The following is a 14,496-nucleotide window of genomic DNA, read 5'->3' on the forward strand; positions in this document are numbered from 1 at the left end:
CGGAGCGTGAGTCTCTTCAGACACGACCCCGGCTTCAGCGGGGGGCTCCCCCTGCGCGGCGTCGGAGGTCGGCGCCTGGTCCGCGTGGTCGTGCGCTTGCGCTGCGGCTTCCGGCGCGGCGTGACCGTCGTGGCCGTGCGCGGCGTCATGCGCGCCGTCGGCGGCGTGGTCGTCGTGCGGCTTGTGTTCGTCGCTCATGTGAACCCTGTCCCCCAGCCGCTTTGCGCGGTTTTCAGCGGGCAAAGCGGTATAACGTGATTAAGCGACGGGCAAGGCTTCGATGACCACGAAAGCCAAGGCGTAAGGGTGTTCGTCGCTGAGAGTGAGATGGATACGGACTTCATGTCCGGGGGGCGTCATACGGGCCAGACGCTCGGCTGCCGGACCGGTCAGGGCGAGGGTCGGCTGGCCGGAGGGCAGGTTCACCACCCCCATGTCGCGCCAGTACACATCCGAACGCATGCCGGTGCCCAGCGCCTTGGCGCAGGCTTCCTTGGCGGCGAACCGCTTGGCGTAGCTCCACGACGGGTCCGGCTTGCGGTCCGAACGGGTGCGTTCCAACGGCGTGAAGCAGCGCTCCTTGAAGCGTTCGCCATAGCGGTCGAGCGTGTCCTGGATACGCCGGATATCCGACAGGTCCGCGCCGACGCCGAGAATCATGCCGCCGTTCCGATCCCACGCGCCTGATCCATCAGATCGCGCATCCTGCTGATCGCCGGTCCCAGACCGACGAAGATGGCCTCACCGATCAGGAAGTGGCCGATGTTCAGTTCCACGATCTCGGGGATTTCCGCGACCGGAATGACGGTGTCGTAGTCGATGCCGTGTCCGGCGTGGACTTCGAGCCCCAGAGCGGAGGCCTGCGCCGCGCCGGCGCGCAGGGCGGCCAGCTCCGCTTTGGCCTCTTCCTCGCGGCCCTCGCGCACGGCGTCGCAGAAGGCGCCGGTGTGCAACTCAACCACGGCCGCGCCGGTGCTGTGCGCGGCGGCGATCTGCGCGGCGTCCGCGCCGATGAACAGGGAGACGCGCGATCCGGCTTCGGTGAGCTGGCGCACGACCGGCGTGATCCAGTTGTGGCCGCCGACGACGTCCAGACCGCCCTCGGTCGTCCGTTCCTCGCGCTTCTCCGGCACCAGACAGACGGCGTGCGGGCGGTGATGCAGGGCGATGGCCAGCATCTCCTGCGTGACGGCCATCTCGAGGTTCAGCGGGCGCGACTGGCTGCGCAGCACCGCTGAGAGGCTGTCGATGTCGCTGTCCGAGATGTGGCGGCGATCCTCGCGCAGGTGGGCGGTGATGCCGTCGGCGCCGGCGATCAGGGCGTCCTGCGCCGCGCGTACCGGGTCGGGCGCCAGGCCGCCGCGCGCGTTCCGCACGGTCGCGACATGGTCAATGTTGACGCCCAGCCGGACCCGTTCGCTCATTCAATCAGCCTTTCGACAGACGACGGCTGCCCGGGTCTTCCACCGGAATGGCGGCCAGTTCCGGCGGCAGGGCGTCAGCGGGGTAAGCGGGCACGTCCAGCGTCGCCAGGGCGATCAGGGGCACGCCGACATCGGCGCGGCCGCCCGAGCGGTCCACGATGCAGGCGGCGGCGACGACTTCACCGCCCGCGGCATTGATCGCGGCGATGCACTCGCGCGAGCTCAGGCCCGTGGTGACGATGTCCTCGACCATGACGACCTTCTGGCCGGGTTCGACGTGGAAACCGCGCCGCAATTTGAATTCGCCGTCCACCCGCTCGACGTACATCGAGGGGACCTTCAGCCAGCGGGCGGTCTCGTAACCGGGGATGATGCCCCCGACCGCGGGCGAGATGGCCACGTCCACCGGGCCGACGGCAGCGACGATCTTCTCCGCCAACGCCTTGCACAGGCGGGCGCAGCGCTCCGCGTCCATGAAGACCAGGTTTTTCTGCAGGAACGTCGGACTGTGCAGGCCGGACGACAGGACGAAGTGGCCTTCGCGCAGGGCGCCGGCGTCGCGGAATTCGGAGAGAACGTCTTCGGAGGTCATGTGCGTCCCCTACTCCGTCACGGCCTCGCTTTGAAGGGCCGGTTGATGCGGATCGGTGCGGTTTTCGCCGCCGGGGTTCAGGCCGCGGGCCAGAAGCTCGGCCCAGGCGCCTTCGGCGTCCTCGGCGAAGCTGATCAGTTCAAGGTCGGCGGGCGCGACCATGCCGTGCTCCACCAGGGCGTCAAAGCCGACAACGGCCTTCCAGTAGGCCTCGTCCACCAGCACGATCGGGATCGCCCGTTCCTTGCCGGTCTGGCGCAGGGTGAGGATTTCAAACAGCTCGTCGAAGGTGCCGAACCCACCCGGGAAGACCACCAGCGCGTTGGCGCGCATGGCGAAATGCATCTTGCGCATGGCGAAGTAGTGGAAGCGGAACGTCAGCTCCGGCGTCGACCACGGGTTCGGCTCCTGCTCGTGCGGCAGGGTGATGTTGAAGCCGATGGAGGGCGCGCCGACATCGTGTGCGCCCCGGTTGGCCGCACCCATGATTCCCGGTCCGCCGCCGGTGGCGACGACGTTGTCACGTGGATGGCCGACATCGCCGCGCATGGCGCCGCCCCGCTCGGAGGCGATACGGCCGAACTTGCGGGCCTCTGCGTACCAGCGGGCATGGTTGGGGCCGGCGTCTTCGCCCACGCGGGCGCTGCCGAACACCACGATGGTCGAGCGCACGCCCCAGGCCTTCAGCGCCTGCTCGGCCTTCTCGTACTCCATCAGGAAGCGCGTGCCGCGCATGGCTTCGCTGAGCACGAAGTCCTGATCGAGGGCGGCGAGACGGTAGGAGGGCGACGCCATCTGGGCGGCGTTCAGGGGACGCTCTTCACTCATCTTAGTTGGCTATCCAACTCGTAGGACTATTGGCGCATCCGTCGGCGTGGTGGAAACCTTGGGCGTGGGAATCAAGGGAACGCCATGGCAAATCTGATGGCCGCCAGCGAACAGGATAGCGATTCCGCAGATCGCAAAAAATATGTACATCGCCTGAAAAAGCTGTCCATACGTCATCTGATCTGTGGCGGCAGTATCTGCGATCTCGCAAAGCAATATCTTATCGTTTTTGCTGGCTATGGAGATGCGTTTTTGCTCATACCGAAGGGCGTTCTCGCCAATTTTTACTAGTTTTCGAACTCGCCTTTCTAGTTTATAAAAAATGAACGTTAGAAATACGACGCCTGTTCCAGCAAGAATAGCCATCAATACAAGTTGTTCTTTAATGGCCAGCCCAGCGGCAGCTAAAAGAGCTGTCTGAAGCACGATAAAGAAGTTGATGTTCTGCATGCGTTGGGCGGCGTGCAGGGCAAACCAATCCCAAGCATGCTTGGCCGCTTCGTCAGTGATACTTTTCTTACCGATCACCCGCGGGCGCGCTCCACAGACTCAACAGACGGATTGGCGCGCAGGGCGGCCATGATCATGGTGGCGTGGCGGGCGTCCTCGACCTCGACGTCGATCTCCACGTCGAAGAAGTCCTGCTGCCGATGGCTCATGACCAGGTTCAGGATATTGCCGCCGGCCTCGCCGATCAGGGTGGCGACCTGCCCCAGCACGCCGGGCGCGTTCTTGATGGTCGCGCGCAGACGGGCGGCGGCGACGGCGCCCTGTTCGGCCTGTGGGGTCCATTGCAGATCCTGCCAGACGGAATCGTCGTCGGCGAAGTCCGCCAGACGCTGGCAGTCGATGGTGTGCACGGTCAGGCCGACATCCGGTTCCATGATGCCGACGATGCGGTCGCCCGGCACCGGCGAGCAGCACTGGCCGAAGTGGATGCTGACGCCCGGCGTCAGGCCGCCGCCGCGCACGAACAGGCGGGCCTGATCGTCGGCGATCCGTTTGCGGTCCGGCCCGGCCTTCAGGCGGCCCTTCAGGGCCGGGAACAGGGTTTCGCCGACCTTGGCCGCCGACAGACGCCCCTTGCCGATGGCCTCGAACAGATCGTCTTCCGAAGCGACGGCCAGGGTTTCCAGCGCGGGCTTCAGCGACACCTCGTCCATCGCCTTGCCGGCGCGGGACAGGGTCTGTTCCAGCGTGGCGCGGCCCAGTTTCTGGAATTCACCGCGCTCGGAGGTGCGGATGTGGCGCCGGATAGCCGAGCGGGCGCGGCCGGTGACGGTCAGTGAGCGCCAGTCGACGGGAATCTCGCGTTTGGCGCCGCGGATGATCTCGACCACGTCGCCGTTCTGGAGCTGGGTCCGCATCGGCTTCAGTTCGCCGTTGACCTTCACCCCGACGGCGGAATCGCCGACCTCGGTGTGAACTGCATAGGCGAAGTCCAGCGGCATGCCGCCGCGCGGCAGGGTGATCAGCGAGCCCTTCGGCGTGAAGACGAAGACCTGATCCAGATACATCTCGAGCTTGGCGTGCTCGACCCAGTCCTCGCCGCCCTCGCCATGCTCGATGACCTGCACGAGGTGGCGCAGGTTCTGCAGCGGGTCGCGGCCGCCGTCGGCCTCCATGGCTTCCTTGTCGAAACCATAGGATTTGTTCTTGTAGGCCCAGTGCGCGGCCACGCCGTCCTCGGCCACGCGGTCCATGGCTTCGGTGCGGATCTGCATCTCGATGCGCAGGCCGCCCGGCCCGACGATGGTGGTGTGAAGGGAGCGGTAGTTGTTCGACTTGGGCGTCGAGATGAAGTCCTTGAACCGCTCGGGCACCATCGGCCAGGCGCGGTGGATGACGCCCAGGGCGCGATAGCAGTCGTCCTCCGCTTCGACGATGACGCGGAAGCCGTAGATGTCGGACAGGGACGAGAAGCCGACCGACTTGCGCTGCAGCTTGCGCCAGATCGAGTACGGCGTCTTCTGGCGGCCCAGAACGCGGGCCGTGACGCCGGCTTCGGCCAGCACCCGCTCGACCTCGCGCGACACGCCGTCGATGGCGCGGCCGTGCTCCAGCTTCAGCGCCTCCAGACGGCGCTCGATGGCGGTGCGGGCGGTCGGGTTCAGATGCTCGAACGCCAGTTCTTCCAGCTCGGACGCGATCGAGTGGATGCCGATGGAACGGCCCAGCGGGGCATAGACTTCCAGGGTCTCGCGACTGATACGCTCGCGCTTCTCGGGCTTCACATACTGGAGCGTCCGCATGTTGTGCAGACGGTCGGCCAACTTGACCAGCAGGACGCGGACGTCACGGCTGATGGCGAGGATGAATTTGCGAAGGTTCTCGGCCTGACGTGTGTGTTCGGCCTGAAGCTCGAGGCGCGACAGCTTGGTCACGCCTTCAACGAGAACCGCGACCTCTTCGCCGAACATCTGGGCGATGTCGTCGCGGGTGGCCGAGGTGTCCTCGACCACGTCGTGCAGCAGGGCCGTGACGATGGTGGCGGTGTCCAGCCGGTAGTCCGTCAGGATGCCCGCGACCTGGATCGGATGAGCGAAATACGGATCACCCGAGGCCCGCAGCTGCGAGCCGTGCATCTTCATCGCATAGACGTAGGCGCGGTTGAGAAGGTTCTCGTCCGCGGTCGGGTCATAGGCGCGAACGGCTTCGACCAGTTCGAACTGGCGCAACACCTTGCTTCGAACGGGCTCCGGGGTCTTTACCGGAGCCGCGCCGTCAGGGTCGTTCAGATTGGCAGCTTCAGGGGGCGGCGCGGACTGCCGCGCCGGCAGGATGGTGATACCGTTGGCGGGATCGGCCGTCAGTATCGCTCCTCCTGCCCGCCGTCGCGGTCGCTTTGCAGCGCGCGGATCAGCTCGGCTTCAGCCATGTTCATGTGCTGCGGCTCGGCCAGAAGGGCGACGGTCTCGGCCTCGTCCTCGGCTTCGGTGCGCTCATCAACGCGTTGCAGCGTGGTGATGATGTTCTCTTGCAGCTCGTCCGGGATGACCGTGTCATCGGCCAGTTCGCGCAAGGCGACGACCGGGTTCTTGTCGTTATCGCGGTCGATCGTCAGGGCGGCGCCGTTTGCGATGTTGCGGGCGCGGTGACCGGCCAGCAGAACCAGACCAAAGCGGTTCGGCACCTTTTCGATGCAATCTTCGACAGTGACGCGGGCCATGAATTTCCTCGGACGCGGGATAGAACCGCGCAAAATATAGATTTGGACCTGTTTGTGCAACGCCACATGGGCGTATTTTGGGCGATAAGCCCTTGATGATCAGGGCGTCGGACGGGCGTCCCGGCCGACATCGGCGGTTCTCGCCAGTTCCGCGGCGCGGCGGCCTGACTCCGGTTCGATCCAGTCCGGCGCGATCTCCGCCAGCGGCCCCATGACGAACAGGCGCTGGCGCGCGCGCGGATGCGGCAGGATCAGGCCATCCAGATCGCCGGTCAGGCGGCCATAGGCGATCAGGTCCAGATCCAGGGTGCGTGGCGCATTGGCCACGGACCTCTGGCGGCCGAAGGCGTCCTCGATGCGGCCGAGCGCGGCCATCAGGGCGTGGGCGTCGTGGTCGGTACGCACGATGACCACCCCGTTCAGGAACGGCGGATCGGTCGGGTCCGGCCAGGCGGCCGAACTCCACCAGGACGAGCGGGCGACGATGTCGATACCCTCCGTTCGAAACCGGGCCAGCGCCGCCTCCAGCGCTTCACGGCAATCGCGCCAGGCCCCCTTGTCATTGCAGCCGAGGGCGACGATCACAGCGGTGTCCGGATCAGGCTCGCCGTCTATTTCGACGGGGAGCTGGACGCCCATTTCCTCGGAGCCCTTTTCCATGACGCCCAATCCCGCTGACCGCACCGCCCTGTTCATCGACGGCGCCAATCTCTACTCCGCCGCCAAGGCGCTGAATACAGACCTCGATTTTCGCAAGCTGGTCGAGATGTATCGCGCGAAGGGCGATCTGGTTCGGGCCCTGTATTACACCGCCGTGGTCGAGGGTGAGGAGTTCTCGCCGATCAAGCCGTTGGTCGACTGGCTGGACTACAACGGCTTCACGGTCGTGAAGAAGCCGGTGAAGCGCTTCACTGACGCCCAGGGTCATACGCGAACCAAGGGCAATATGGACATCGAGATCGCCGTCGACATGCTGGAGCTGGCGGCGAGGCTGGACCACGTCGTGCTGTTCTCCGGCGATGGGGACTTCCGGCGTCTGGTGCAGGCGGTGCAGGCCAAGGGGGTGAAGGTCACCGTCGTTTCGACCGTGAAGAGCCAGCCGCCCCAGATCGCCGATGAACTGCGCCGTCAGGCCGACGCCTTCGTGGACCTGATCGACCTGCTGGGCGAGATCGGACGCCCCCGGCATTCGGGTGGAGCGCCCTTGCGGGACTAACGAGAGGGGATCGCGCCTGTGGCACCGGCGCCACGGGAATCAGACGCCGAAAAACCTCGCTCAGCGAGCGTGGAACGGCGGACGGTCGGTTACGTTGATCGCGCAGCTTTGGAGGCTGTCATGATCAGGGGCAACGGGGTCTTCTCCCCCCGCGAACGGAGAACCGCAATCATCGCACTGCTGGGCGCCGCCGCGATCGCGGCCGGCGGGATCGTGCTGCAACCGATGATCAAGCCGTCGCTCGGTCCCGGCGGCGCGGACGCCTACAGTTCCGCGCCGGCGCAGGGCGTTATGGACGCCGTGCCGCTCGGCTGACCCTTGGGCTGAACCTTGCGCCGATCAGCGGTGCGCCCGGATCGAAATCCCGGCGCACCGCCGCGTGAACGCTCCCAGGAGGCGGGGGCGCTCACTGATTTCAACGTTATCCTGATCGGCTCGGGGCGAGGATGCGGCGTTATCGCGCGCGACATTCCGTCCGCTCGGAGGCGCTCAGCCCCGTTCCTTCATCAGCCGCGCCTTGTCGCGTTGCCAGTCGCGTTCGGCGCTGGCCTCACGCTTGTCGTGCAGCTTCTTGCCCTTGGCCAGCGCGATCTCGATCTTCGCCTTGCCCGCCTCGTTCAGATACAGCCGGACCGGAATGATGGTCTGGCCGTCGCGCTGGACGGCGCCGATGAACTTGTCGATCTGCTTGCGGTGCAGCAGCAGCTTCCGGTGGCGGCGCGGCTCGTGGTTGAAGCGATTGGCCTGCTTGTAGGGCGGGATGTCAGCGTTCACGAGAACGATCTCCCTGCCCTCCACCGCCGCGTAGGATTCAGCGATATTGGCCCGGCCGTCGCGCAACGCCTTGATCTCGGTTCCGAGCAGGGCGATGCCCGCCTCGGTGTAGTCCTCGAGGAAGTAGTCGAACCTGGCGCGCCGGTTCTCGGCCAGCACCTTCATCTTGGGTTTCTCGGAGGCCATGAGCCCTTCTTGTCCTTACAGTCCGGCGTCCGCCATCGCGCGGTCAATCGCGGGCTTCACGGCGTCGGCGGTCGGCGCCAGCGGAAGGCGGACCTCCTCGGTGCAGAAGCCCAGACGTGACAGGGCGTATTTGGAGGGCGACGGCGAATTGTCCAGGAACAGGCCCTTGTGCAGTCCGATCAACCGGTCCTGCCACTGGCGCGCCGTTGCGTAGTCGCCCGACTGCGCCGCGTTGTGCAGGGCGACCATGCCTTCCGGCGCGACGTTCGAGGTGACCGAGATCACCCCGACGCCGCCGTGGGCATGATAGCCGAGGTAGCTGGGGTCATCGCCCGAGATCAGGTCGAACTGGCCGTCGATATGGGCGCGCATCCAGCTGATCCGCGACAGGTCGCCGGTGGCGTCCTTGATGCCGACGATGTTCGGATGGACGGCCAGACGGGCGACGGTCTCATTGGCAAGGTCCACGCCGGTGCGTCCCGGCACGTTGTACAGCAGGACCGGCAGCTGGACGGCTTCGGCGATAGCCTCGAAATGGGCGGCCAGACCGGCTTGGGAGGGTCGGTTGTAGTAGGGCGTCACCACCAGGGCGCCGTCGGCGCCGACGGTCTTGGCATGACGCACCAGATCAATGGCCTTGTCGGTGGACGAGGCGCCGGCGCCGGCGATCACCCGCACGCGACCGGCCGCGACCTGAACGCACAGTTCGACAACCCGTTGATGTTCCTCCGGATGCAGGGAAGCGCTCTCTCCGGTCGTGCCCATGGGCACCACGCCGTGAACTCCGGCGGCGATCTGGCGTTCGAGCAGCGTCGTGAAGGCGGCTTCGTCCACCTTTCCGTCACGAAGTGGTGTGATCAGGGCGGTGATCACGCCCTTGAACAAGGGGGCGGTCATTGAAACGATGGTCCTGCGTGGAGTTGGGCGGTAGTCGCCTGAATATGAAGCGCCGGAGGGTAGGTTGCCGGTTCGGCGACCGCAACCGCGACGAATGGGAATCGGACACGGAATGATCGGAATCAGTCTCGCGGCCGTACTGGCTCTTTCTCCCGCGCCGGAAGTCCTGCTGTCGCAGGAAGTGCCCTACTACGCCTCCACCCCCGTCAATCCGGCCAGCAACCAGCCGCGCACGCTGAACGATCAGGACACCGCGCTTTTCCGTCAGGGACTGGCCGCCGCCCGTGCGCGTGACGTGTCCGGCGCCCGCGCGGCCATGGCCCGGATCGGAGATCCGGCCGCCCGCAAGCTGGTGGAATGGGCGCTGCTGGACACCTCGGCAGACGCGATGTCATGGGGCGACCTGTCGGACGTGAACACCCGTTTCGCCGGATGGCCCCGCGCCGACAGCCGCCGTCAGGCCGTCGAGCGCGCGCTGGATCGCGCCTATGCCGGGCCGGACGCCGCCATCGCCCTGTTCAGCCGGGACGCCCCGACCACGGTGCAGGGTGCCATTGTTCTGGCGGAGGCGCTGGATCAGCGTGGCCGCGGCGACGAGGCGCGTCGTCTGATCAAGGACTGGTGGCGGACCCGCACCTTCGACGCGGACCAGCAGGCCCGCGTTCTGGCTCGTTGGGGCTCGACCCTGACGCAGGACGATCACGAGACCCGGCTGAACATGCTTCTGCTCGGACCACATGGACCCGCGACCCGGGCCATGGTGACCATGGTTTCGCCCGAGCGGCAGACGGTGGCCAATGCCGTTATGGCTCTGCGAACCGCCTACAGTCCCGACGCCATCGTCGCCGGACTGACCCCGTCGCAGGCGATCGAGCCCGCCGTCGTGCTGGAGCGCGTTCGCATCCTGCGTTCGCAGAATCGTCAGTCCGAGGCCTTCCCGATCCTCCGTTACCTGCCCACTGCGCCGTCCTCGACAGATGCCCAGAACACCCTGTGGGCCGAGCGACGGAACTATTATCTCGACGCCTTGCAGGCCCGGAACTGGCAGGCGGCCTATGACGCCTTCAACGGCCACGGCTTCCCCGGCGGCGACCGCAAGGTGGACGCCGAGTTCTTCGCCGGTTGGGTTGCGCTGGTGAAGCTGAACGATCCGGCGCGGGCGGCGCAGCATTTCGAGGTTCTGCGCCAGACCTCGTCCACCCCGATCACCCAGGGGCGAGCGCTTTACTGGCTGGGCCGCGCCGCCGAGGCGCAGGGCAACACGCCGTCAGCGGTCGAGTACTACCGCTCGGGATCGCGCCACTTCCAGACCTTCTACGGCCAGCTGGCCGCCGAGAAGGCCGGACAGCGCAGCATCACCCTGCCCGCCGACCCCGTTCCGTCCGACGCCGACCGCGCCGCGTTCGAGCGCAACGAGGTCGTGCGCGCCTGGCGCATTCTGGGCGAGACCGGCGAGGCCAGCCTGTTCCGCGTCTTCGCCTACCAGCTGGACGATGACGTTCCGAACATCGAACAACTGGCCCTCATGATGGATACGTCGCGAGGCTATGGCGAAGGCTTCACGGCCATGATGATCGGGCGCGCCGCCAGCCAGCGCGGCTATCTGCTGCCCGAGCGCCAGTATCCGATCCGCATTCCGCCGGTCGTGCCGGGCGCCGCGCCGCAGGAGTTCACCCAGGCGATCACCCGTCAGGAATCCAGCTTCGATCCCCGCGCCCGGTCGCACGCCAATGCGCGTGGCATGATGCAGTTCCTGCCCGCCACGGGGCGTGGCGTGGCGCGGCAGTTGGGCCTGCCCTTCTCGGACGAGCGGCTCTACGACGCCGACTTCAACATGACGCTGGGCAGCTTCCACCTCGGCGACCTGATGAACAATTTCAACGGGTCGATGCTGCTGACGACGGTGGCCTACAATGCCGGTCCGGCGCGGCCGCCGCAGTGGGTGGCGCGGTGCGGCGATCCGCGCGCGGGCTCGGTCGATCCGGTCGACTTCATCGAGTGCGCGCCCTTCACCGAGACCCGCAACTACATGATGCGGGTCATGGAGAATATGTCGATCTACAAGGCCCGGCTGAACGGCGGCACGGCGCCGCTGACCCTGTCGGACGATCTGCGTCGTGGCGTTCCGCGCGGGCCGCAAGCCTATTCGGCCGTGGACGGCGAGGAACCTTACCGGACGCCGGAGCCCGATCCTTCGGGCGAGTGACGCAGGCTGGACAGTAGCGGGCCATACGGCCCGTCGATCCAGTGGGCGTTCAGGCCGAAGACAGTCTTCATAACCTCTGGCGTCAACGCCTTCAGCGGCGAGGCGTCGGCGACCACCTGCCCTTCGTGCAGGACGATGACCCGGTCGGCGTAGCGGGCCGCCAGCGTAAGGTCGTGCAGGCTGAGCAGGACGGCCTGCCCTGCCCTCGCTCTGGCCCGCACTCGTTCCAGCACCAGAAGCTGGGCGTCGGGGTCCAGTCCGGCGACCGGTTCATCGGCCAGCAGCCCCTTCGCCCCCGTCGCCAGAGCCCGCGCAAGCAGCACGCGCGCCCTTTCCCCGCCGGACATTTCTGCCACGCCGCGGTCCGCCAGATGGGCGGCTTCAACCTCGGCCAGCGCCGCGTGCGCCGCCGCCAATGCCTTGTCGCCGGACAGAAAAGGCGCACCGAGCGCGGCGACCTCGACGGCGGGCAGGTTCCAAGCGATCCGCCCTTCCTGGGGCAGATAGGCAAGCCGCTCCGCCCGTTCACGGGCCGACAGCCGGGGCAGGTCCGTTCCGTCCAGCCGCGCGCTCCCGCCCGTCAGCCGAAGCAGGCCTGCGAGGGCGCGAATGACGCTGGACTTGCCCGCGCCGTTCGGACCGACGATCGCCACCAGCTCTCCGGTCGCCACCGAGAGAGTGACGGTCTTCAAGACCTCACGCCCGCCAAGGGCTGCGGTCGCGTCGATCAGTTGCAGGGCGCTCACAGCCGCCACTCCCGCGCCGCGCGCCAGGCGATCAGGGCGAACAGAGGCGCGCCGACCAGGGCGGTGAAGACCCCCAGCTTGAGCTCCTGATCCGTCGGCGTGATCCGGGCCAGAAGATCCGCGCCAATCAGCATCAGGCCGCCCGCCAGCGCCGCCGGGAGGAGCAGCCGCGCCGGGTCGCCTCTCACCGTGGCGCGCACCAGATGGGGCGCGGCCAGTCCGACGAAACCTATGACGCCGGACACCGCCACCGCCGCCCCGGTCGCCAGCGCCGCCGCCAGCAGAGCCAAGAGACGCAGCCGGGCCATCGGCAGGCCCGAGGTTCGGGCCGTTTCGTCCCCGAGGCTGAGCATCTTCAGGCCGGGCGCGGCCACAACGGATAGACCGGCCGAAACGGCGAGGACCGGCGCCACCCACAGGACGTCGATCCAGCTGCGGTTCTGCACCGAGCCAAGCAGCCAGCTCATCACCTCCGCCGAGGCGATGGGCGATGGCGACAGGTTGAAGATGAGCGCCGTCGCGGCGCCCGCGAAACTGGACAGGGCGACGCCGAACAGGATCAGGGCCTCCGGCGACCGCACCCGGCTGGAAAACAGGATCAGCAGGCCGCCCGCCAGACCTGCTCCGATCAGGGCCGAGACCTCGACCGCGCCGGGAACGGCGGCCGCGCCCATCACGATGGCGCTGGCGGCGCCGAAGGCGGCCAAGGCCGATACGCCGAGGACGCCGGGATCGGCCAGCGGATTGCGCAACAGGCCCTGCATCACGGCGCCCGACAGGCCCAGGGCCGCCCCGACCAGCAAGGCGGTCACGGCGCGGGGCGCCCGCACGGCCCACAGCACTTCGCCGGGGGCTGACGCGGGATCAGCGAAGGCCTGCCCGAACTGGGTGGCGGTCAGCGCGCTCTCGCCGAAACTGACGGCGAGGATCAGGGCGACGATGATGGTCGCCGCGAGGATAAGGATCAGACGGTTCACGCCGCGCCGTCTCTCAACATTGCCGCCGCATCGGCGGCGAACCATGCCGGACAGGTCAGGGTAGCGGCCGGGAGCTTGGCGGCGACCTTGCCCCGGGCCGCCTCACGGACGACGGGGTGGCGGCCGGGGCCGCGCCAGTCCGCCCGGGACTGGTCGAAGAAACCCAGCACGAACCGCACGGGCGGGAACAGGGCGATGCGCTCGACGCTCACCGGATTGAAGTAGGGCTTGTCCGCGGCGTTGCGGTAGCCGGCGGCGCGGAAGATCGCGTCGATCAGGGTTTCCTTGCCCGCCGTGAAGCCGCCGGGCGTCAGGTAGAGGGCCGTGGGGTGCTCCGGCGCCGTCGGCGCGGCCTGCGCCAGCCGGGCGTTCATTCGGGCGATCAGGGCCTCGCCGCGCATCTCGGCGTCCAGCGCCTGTGCGACCGCGCGGATGTTGGCGCGGATTCCGTCGAAGTCCGTGGCGTCTGCGATGACGACGGTGGCCGTTCCGCGATCCTCAAGTCGGTTCAACAGGCGCGGCTCTCCGCCCCAGTAGCGCACCACGACATCGGGCTGGAAGGCGACGGCGGCTTCAAGCGTCGGGCGGACCCGCGCCCTGCCCTTCGCGGCTTCCCGGAGCCAGGAATCGGGATCGTCAGCGCGGGGCGACAGGGCCAGGTCCGCGTCGGGACGCAGGGCCAGCACATATTGGTCCGCACACTGATCCAGCGACAGGATACGCGTCGGCCCCGCCTCCGCGGGGCCGGTCATGATCATCAGCCCCGTGGCGGCGATGGCCGCCCGCCGGATCAAGACTTGAGCAGGCCCGCGAACAGACCCTCCAGCAGGGTCCGGACCAGCTCCTCCCGGTCAACCCAATCGAAATAGGGCTTGGCGATCATCAGCGAAATCACGCCGTGGCCGCCCGCCCAGAAGGCCTGGGCGGTCGTGCGGGCGTCGCTCTTCAGCCGCCCGGCGGACTCCAGTTCCTGAATGACTTCCAGGAAGGCGCCGAACAGTTCTCCGCCCATCGTCTGGGCCGCGTCCTGGGCGCCCTCGCGCAGCTCGGACGGCCGGGTCATATAGACCAGCCGGTAGGCGTTCGGGTTGTGGAAGCCGAAATCGACATAGGCGCGCATCATCTTGCGCATGCGTTGCTCGGGCGAACCGGCCTCGGCGAGGGCTTCCCGATTGGCCTTCAGCAGGGACTCGAACGCCTGTCGGCAGATCTCCTGAAGGATTTCGCCCTTGTCGGCGAAATGCATGTAGAGGGCGGTCGAGGACAGGCCGACTTCATCCGCGATCTTGCGAATGGTCGCGCCCTCATAGCCCAGTTCGACGAAGATGCGTTCGGCGGCGGCGAGAATCTCGGCGCGCCGTTCATGGCCCTCGCCCTTGGGCTTGCGGGCGGATTTGGCGGTGGCTGTGGTGGCTGGCACGCGCGACTCCGAAGGTCTGCCCACTGAATAGCGACATTCTCTTCCTCACGCCAAGCAGTTG

Annotated in this window: 17 protein-coding genes; 3 read left to right on the top strand and 14 right to left on the bottom strand. The window is 67.3% G+C overall.

Annotated elements, in window-relative coordinates; all coding sequences use genetic code 11:
• Positions 1-258: 258 nt before the first annotated feature.
• From acpS to folK, 8 genes are all read right to left on the bottom strand, one after another.
• Positions 259-660, bottom strand: coding sequence for a holo-ACP synthase (gene acpS / locus FKQ52_RS07630; protein ID WP_141626628.1), 402 nt, complete (start codon positions 658-660; stop codon positions 259-261).
• Positions 657-1,424 carry a pyridoxine 5'-phosphate synthase gene (locus FKQ52_RS07635; protein WP_141626629.1) on the bottom strand — a complete coding sequence of 256 codons (768 nt, stop codon included), beginning with the start codon at positions 1,422-1,424 and terminating at the stop codon, positions 657-659. Before FKQ52_RS07635 ends, acpS begins: the two co-directional genes overlap by 4 nt.
• Before the next feature lie 4 nt (positions 1,425-1,428).
• Complete coding sequence (pyrE, locus tag FKQ52_RS07640) at positions 1,429-2,016, bottom strand: orotate phosphoribosyltransferase (protein WP_141626630.1); 588 nt, start codon at positions 2,014-2,016, stop codon at positions 1,429-1,431.
• Between the two features lie 9 nt (positions 2,017-2,025).
• On the bottom strand, positions 2,026-2,844 hold the full coding sequence (locus FKQ52_RS07645) for a TIGR00730 family Rossman fold protein (protein WP_141626631.1): 819 nt from the start codon (positions 2,842-2,844) through the stop codon (positions 2,026-2,028).
• A 9-nt stretch (positions 2,845-2,853) separates the two neighbouring features.
• Entirely contained in the window at positions 2,854-3,372 is a 519-nt protein-coding gene (locus tag FKQ52_RS07650; RefSeq protein ID WP_141626632.1) for a hypothetical protein, read from the bottom strand.
• Positions 3,369-5,435, bottom strand: coding sequence for a RelA/SpoT family protein (locus tag FKQ52_RS07655; RefSeq protein ID WP_240811802.1), 2,067 nt, complete (start codon positions 5,433-5,435; stop codon positions 3,369-3,371). Before FKQ52_RS07655 ends, FKQ52_RS07650 begins: the two co-directional genes overlap by 4 nt.
• 218 nt (positions 5,436-5,653) lie before the next feature.
• Positions 5,654-6,013 carry a DNA-directed RNA polymerase subunit omega gene (rpoZ, locus tag FKQ52_RS07660; RefSeq protein ID WP_141626634.1) on the bottom strand — a complete coding sequence of 120 codons (360 nt, stop codon included), beginning with the start codon at positions 6,011-6,013 and terminating at the stop codon, positions 5,654-5,656.
• 99 nt (positions 6,014-6,112) lie between these two features.
• On the bottom strand, positions 6,113-6,673 hold the full coding sequence (gene folK / locus FKQ52_RS07665) for a 2-amino-4-hydroxy-6-hydroxymethyldihydropteridine diphosphokinase (protein ID WP_141626635.1): 561 nt from the start codon (positions 6,671-6,673) through the stop codon (positions 6,113-6,115).
• Here folK and FKQ52_RS07670 point away from each other — a divergent pair.
• Together FKQ52_RS07670 and FKQ52_RS07675 are read left to right on the top strand one after the other, a co-directional pair.
• The gene (locus FKQ52_RS07670; RefSeq protein ID WP_141626636.1) at positions 6,672-7,229 is read left to right on the top strand and encodes an NYN domain-containing protein; all 558 of its coding nucleotides are present in this window, start codon (positions 6,672-6,674) and stop codon (positions 7,227-7,229) included. The two genes, folK and FKQ52_RS07670, sit on opposite strands and share 2 nt — an antisense overlap.
• A 120-nt stretch (positions 7,230-7,349) precedes the next feature.
• Positions 7,350-7,544: a hypothetical protein gene (locus FKQ52_RS07675; protein ID WP_141626637.1), complete on the top strand. Its 195-nt coding sequence runs from the start codon at positions 7,350-7,352 to the stop codon at positions 7,542-7,544.
• Between the two features lie 174 nt (positions 7,545-7,718).
• On the opposite strand, the gene smpB is transcribed toward FKQ52_RS07675, so the two are convergent.
• Positions 7,719-8,189 (bottom strand): SsrA-binding protein SmpB, encoded by a 471-nt coding sequence (gene smpB, locus FKQ52_RS07680; RefSeq protein WP_141626638.1) that lies wholly within the window; start codon positions 8,187-8,189, stop codon positions 7,719-7,721.
• Between the two features lie 15 nt (positions 8,190-8,204).
• Positions 8,205-9,086, bottom strand: coding sequence for a 4-hydroxy-tetrahydrodipicolinate synthase (gene dapA / locus FKQ52_RS07685; protein WP_141626639.1), 882 nt, complete (start codon positions 9,084-9,086; stop codon positions 8,205-8,207).
• A gap of 112 nt (positions 9,087-9,198) precedes the next feature.
• Between dapA and FKQ52_RS07690 the strand changes: the two genes are divergently transcribed.
• Positions 9,199-11,292 carry a lytic transglycosylase domain-containing protein gene (locus FKQ52_RS07690; protein ID WP_240811775.1) on the top strand — a complete coding sequence of 698 codons (2,094 nt, stop codon included), beginning with the start codon at positions 9,199-9,201 and terminating at the stop codon, positions 11,290-11,292.
• Here FKQ52_RS07690 and FKQ52_RS07695 read toward each other — a convergent pair.
• The 4 genes from FKQ52_RS07695 to FKQ52_RS07710 are packed head-to-tail and all read right to left on the bottom strand — an operon-like array spanning position 11,256 to position 14,435.
• Complete coding sequence (locus FKQ52_RS07695; RefSeq protein WP_168196811.1) at positions 11,256-12,038, bottom strand: ABC transporter ATP-binding protein; 783 nt, start codon at positions 12,036-12,038, stop codon at positions 11,256-11,258. The genes FKQ52_RS07690 and FKQ52_RS07695 overlap by 37 nt on opposite strands.
• The gene (locus FKQ52_RS07700) at positions 12,035-13,060 is read right to left on the bottom strand and encodes an iron ABC transporter permease (protein ID WP_141626641.1); all 1,026 of its coding nucleotides are present in this window, start codon (positions 13,058-13,060) and stop codon (positions 12,035-12,037) included. The genes FKQ52_RS07695 and FKQ52_RS07700 overlap by 4 nt, the downstream gene beginning before the upstream one ends.
• Positions 13,012-13,767: an ABC transporter substrate-binding protein gene (locus FKQ52_RS07705; RefSeq protein WP_240811776.1), complete on the bottom strand. Its 756-nt coding sequence runs from the start codon at positions 13,765-13,767 to the stop codon at positions 13,012-13,014. The genes FKQ52_RS07700 and FKQ52_RS07705 overlap by 49 nt, the downstream gene beginning before the upstream one ends.
• A gap of 38 nt (positions 13,768-13,805) precedes the next feature.
• A complete protein-coding gene (locus tag FKQ52_RS07710) occupies positions 13,806-14,435 on the bottom strand; it encodes a TetR/AcrR family transcriptional regulator (RefSeq protein WP_141626642.1) in 630 nt (209 codons plus the stop codon).
• Positions 14,436-14,496 lie beyond the last annotated feature (61 nt).

It is taken from the genome of Brevundimonas sp. M20 (assembly GCF_006547065.1).
Lineage (GTDB): Bacteria > Pseudomonadota > Alphaproteobacteria > Caulobacterales > Caulobacteraceae > Brevundimonas.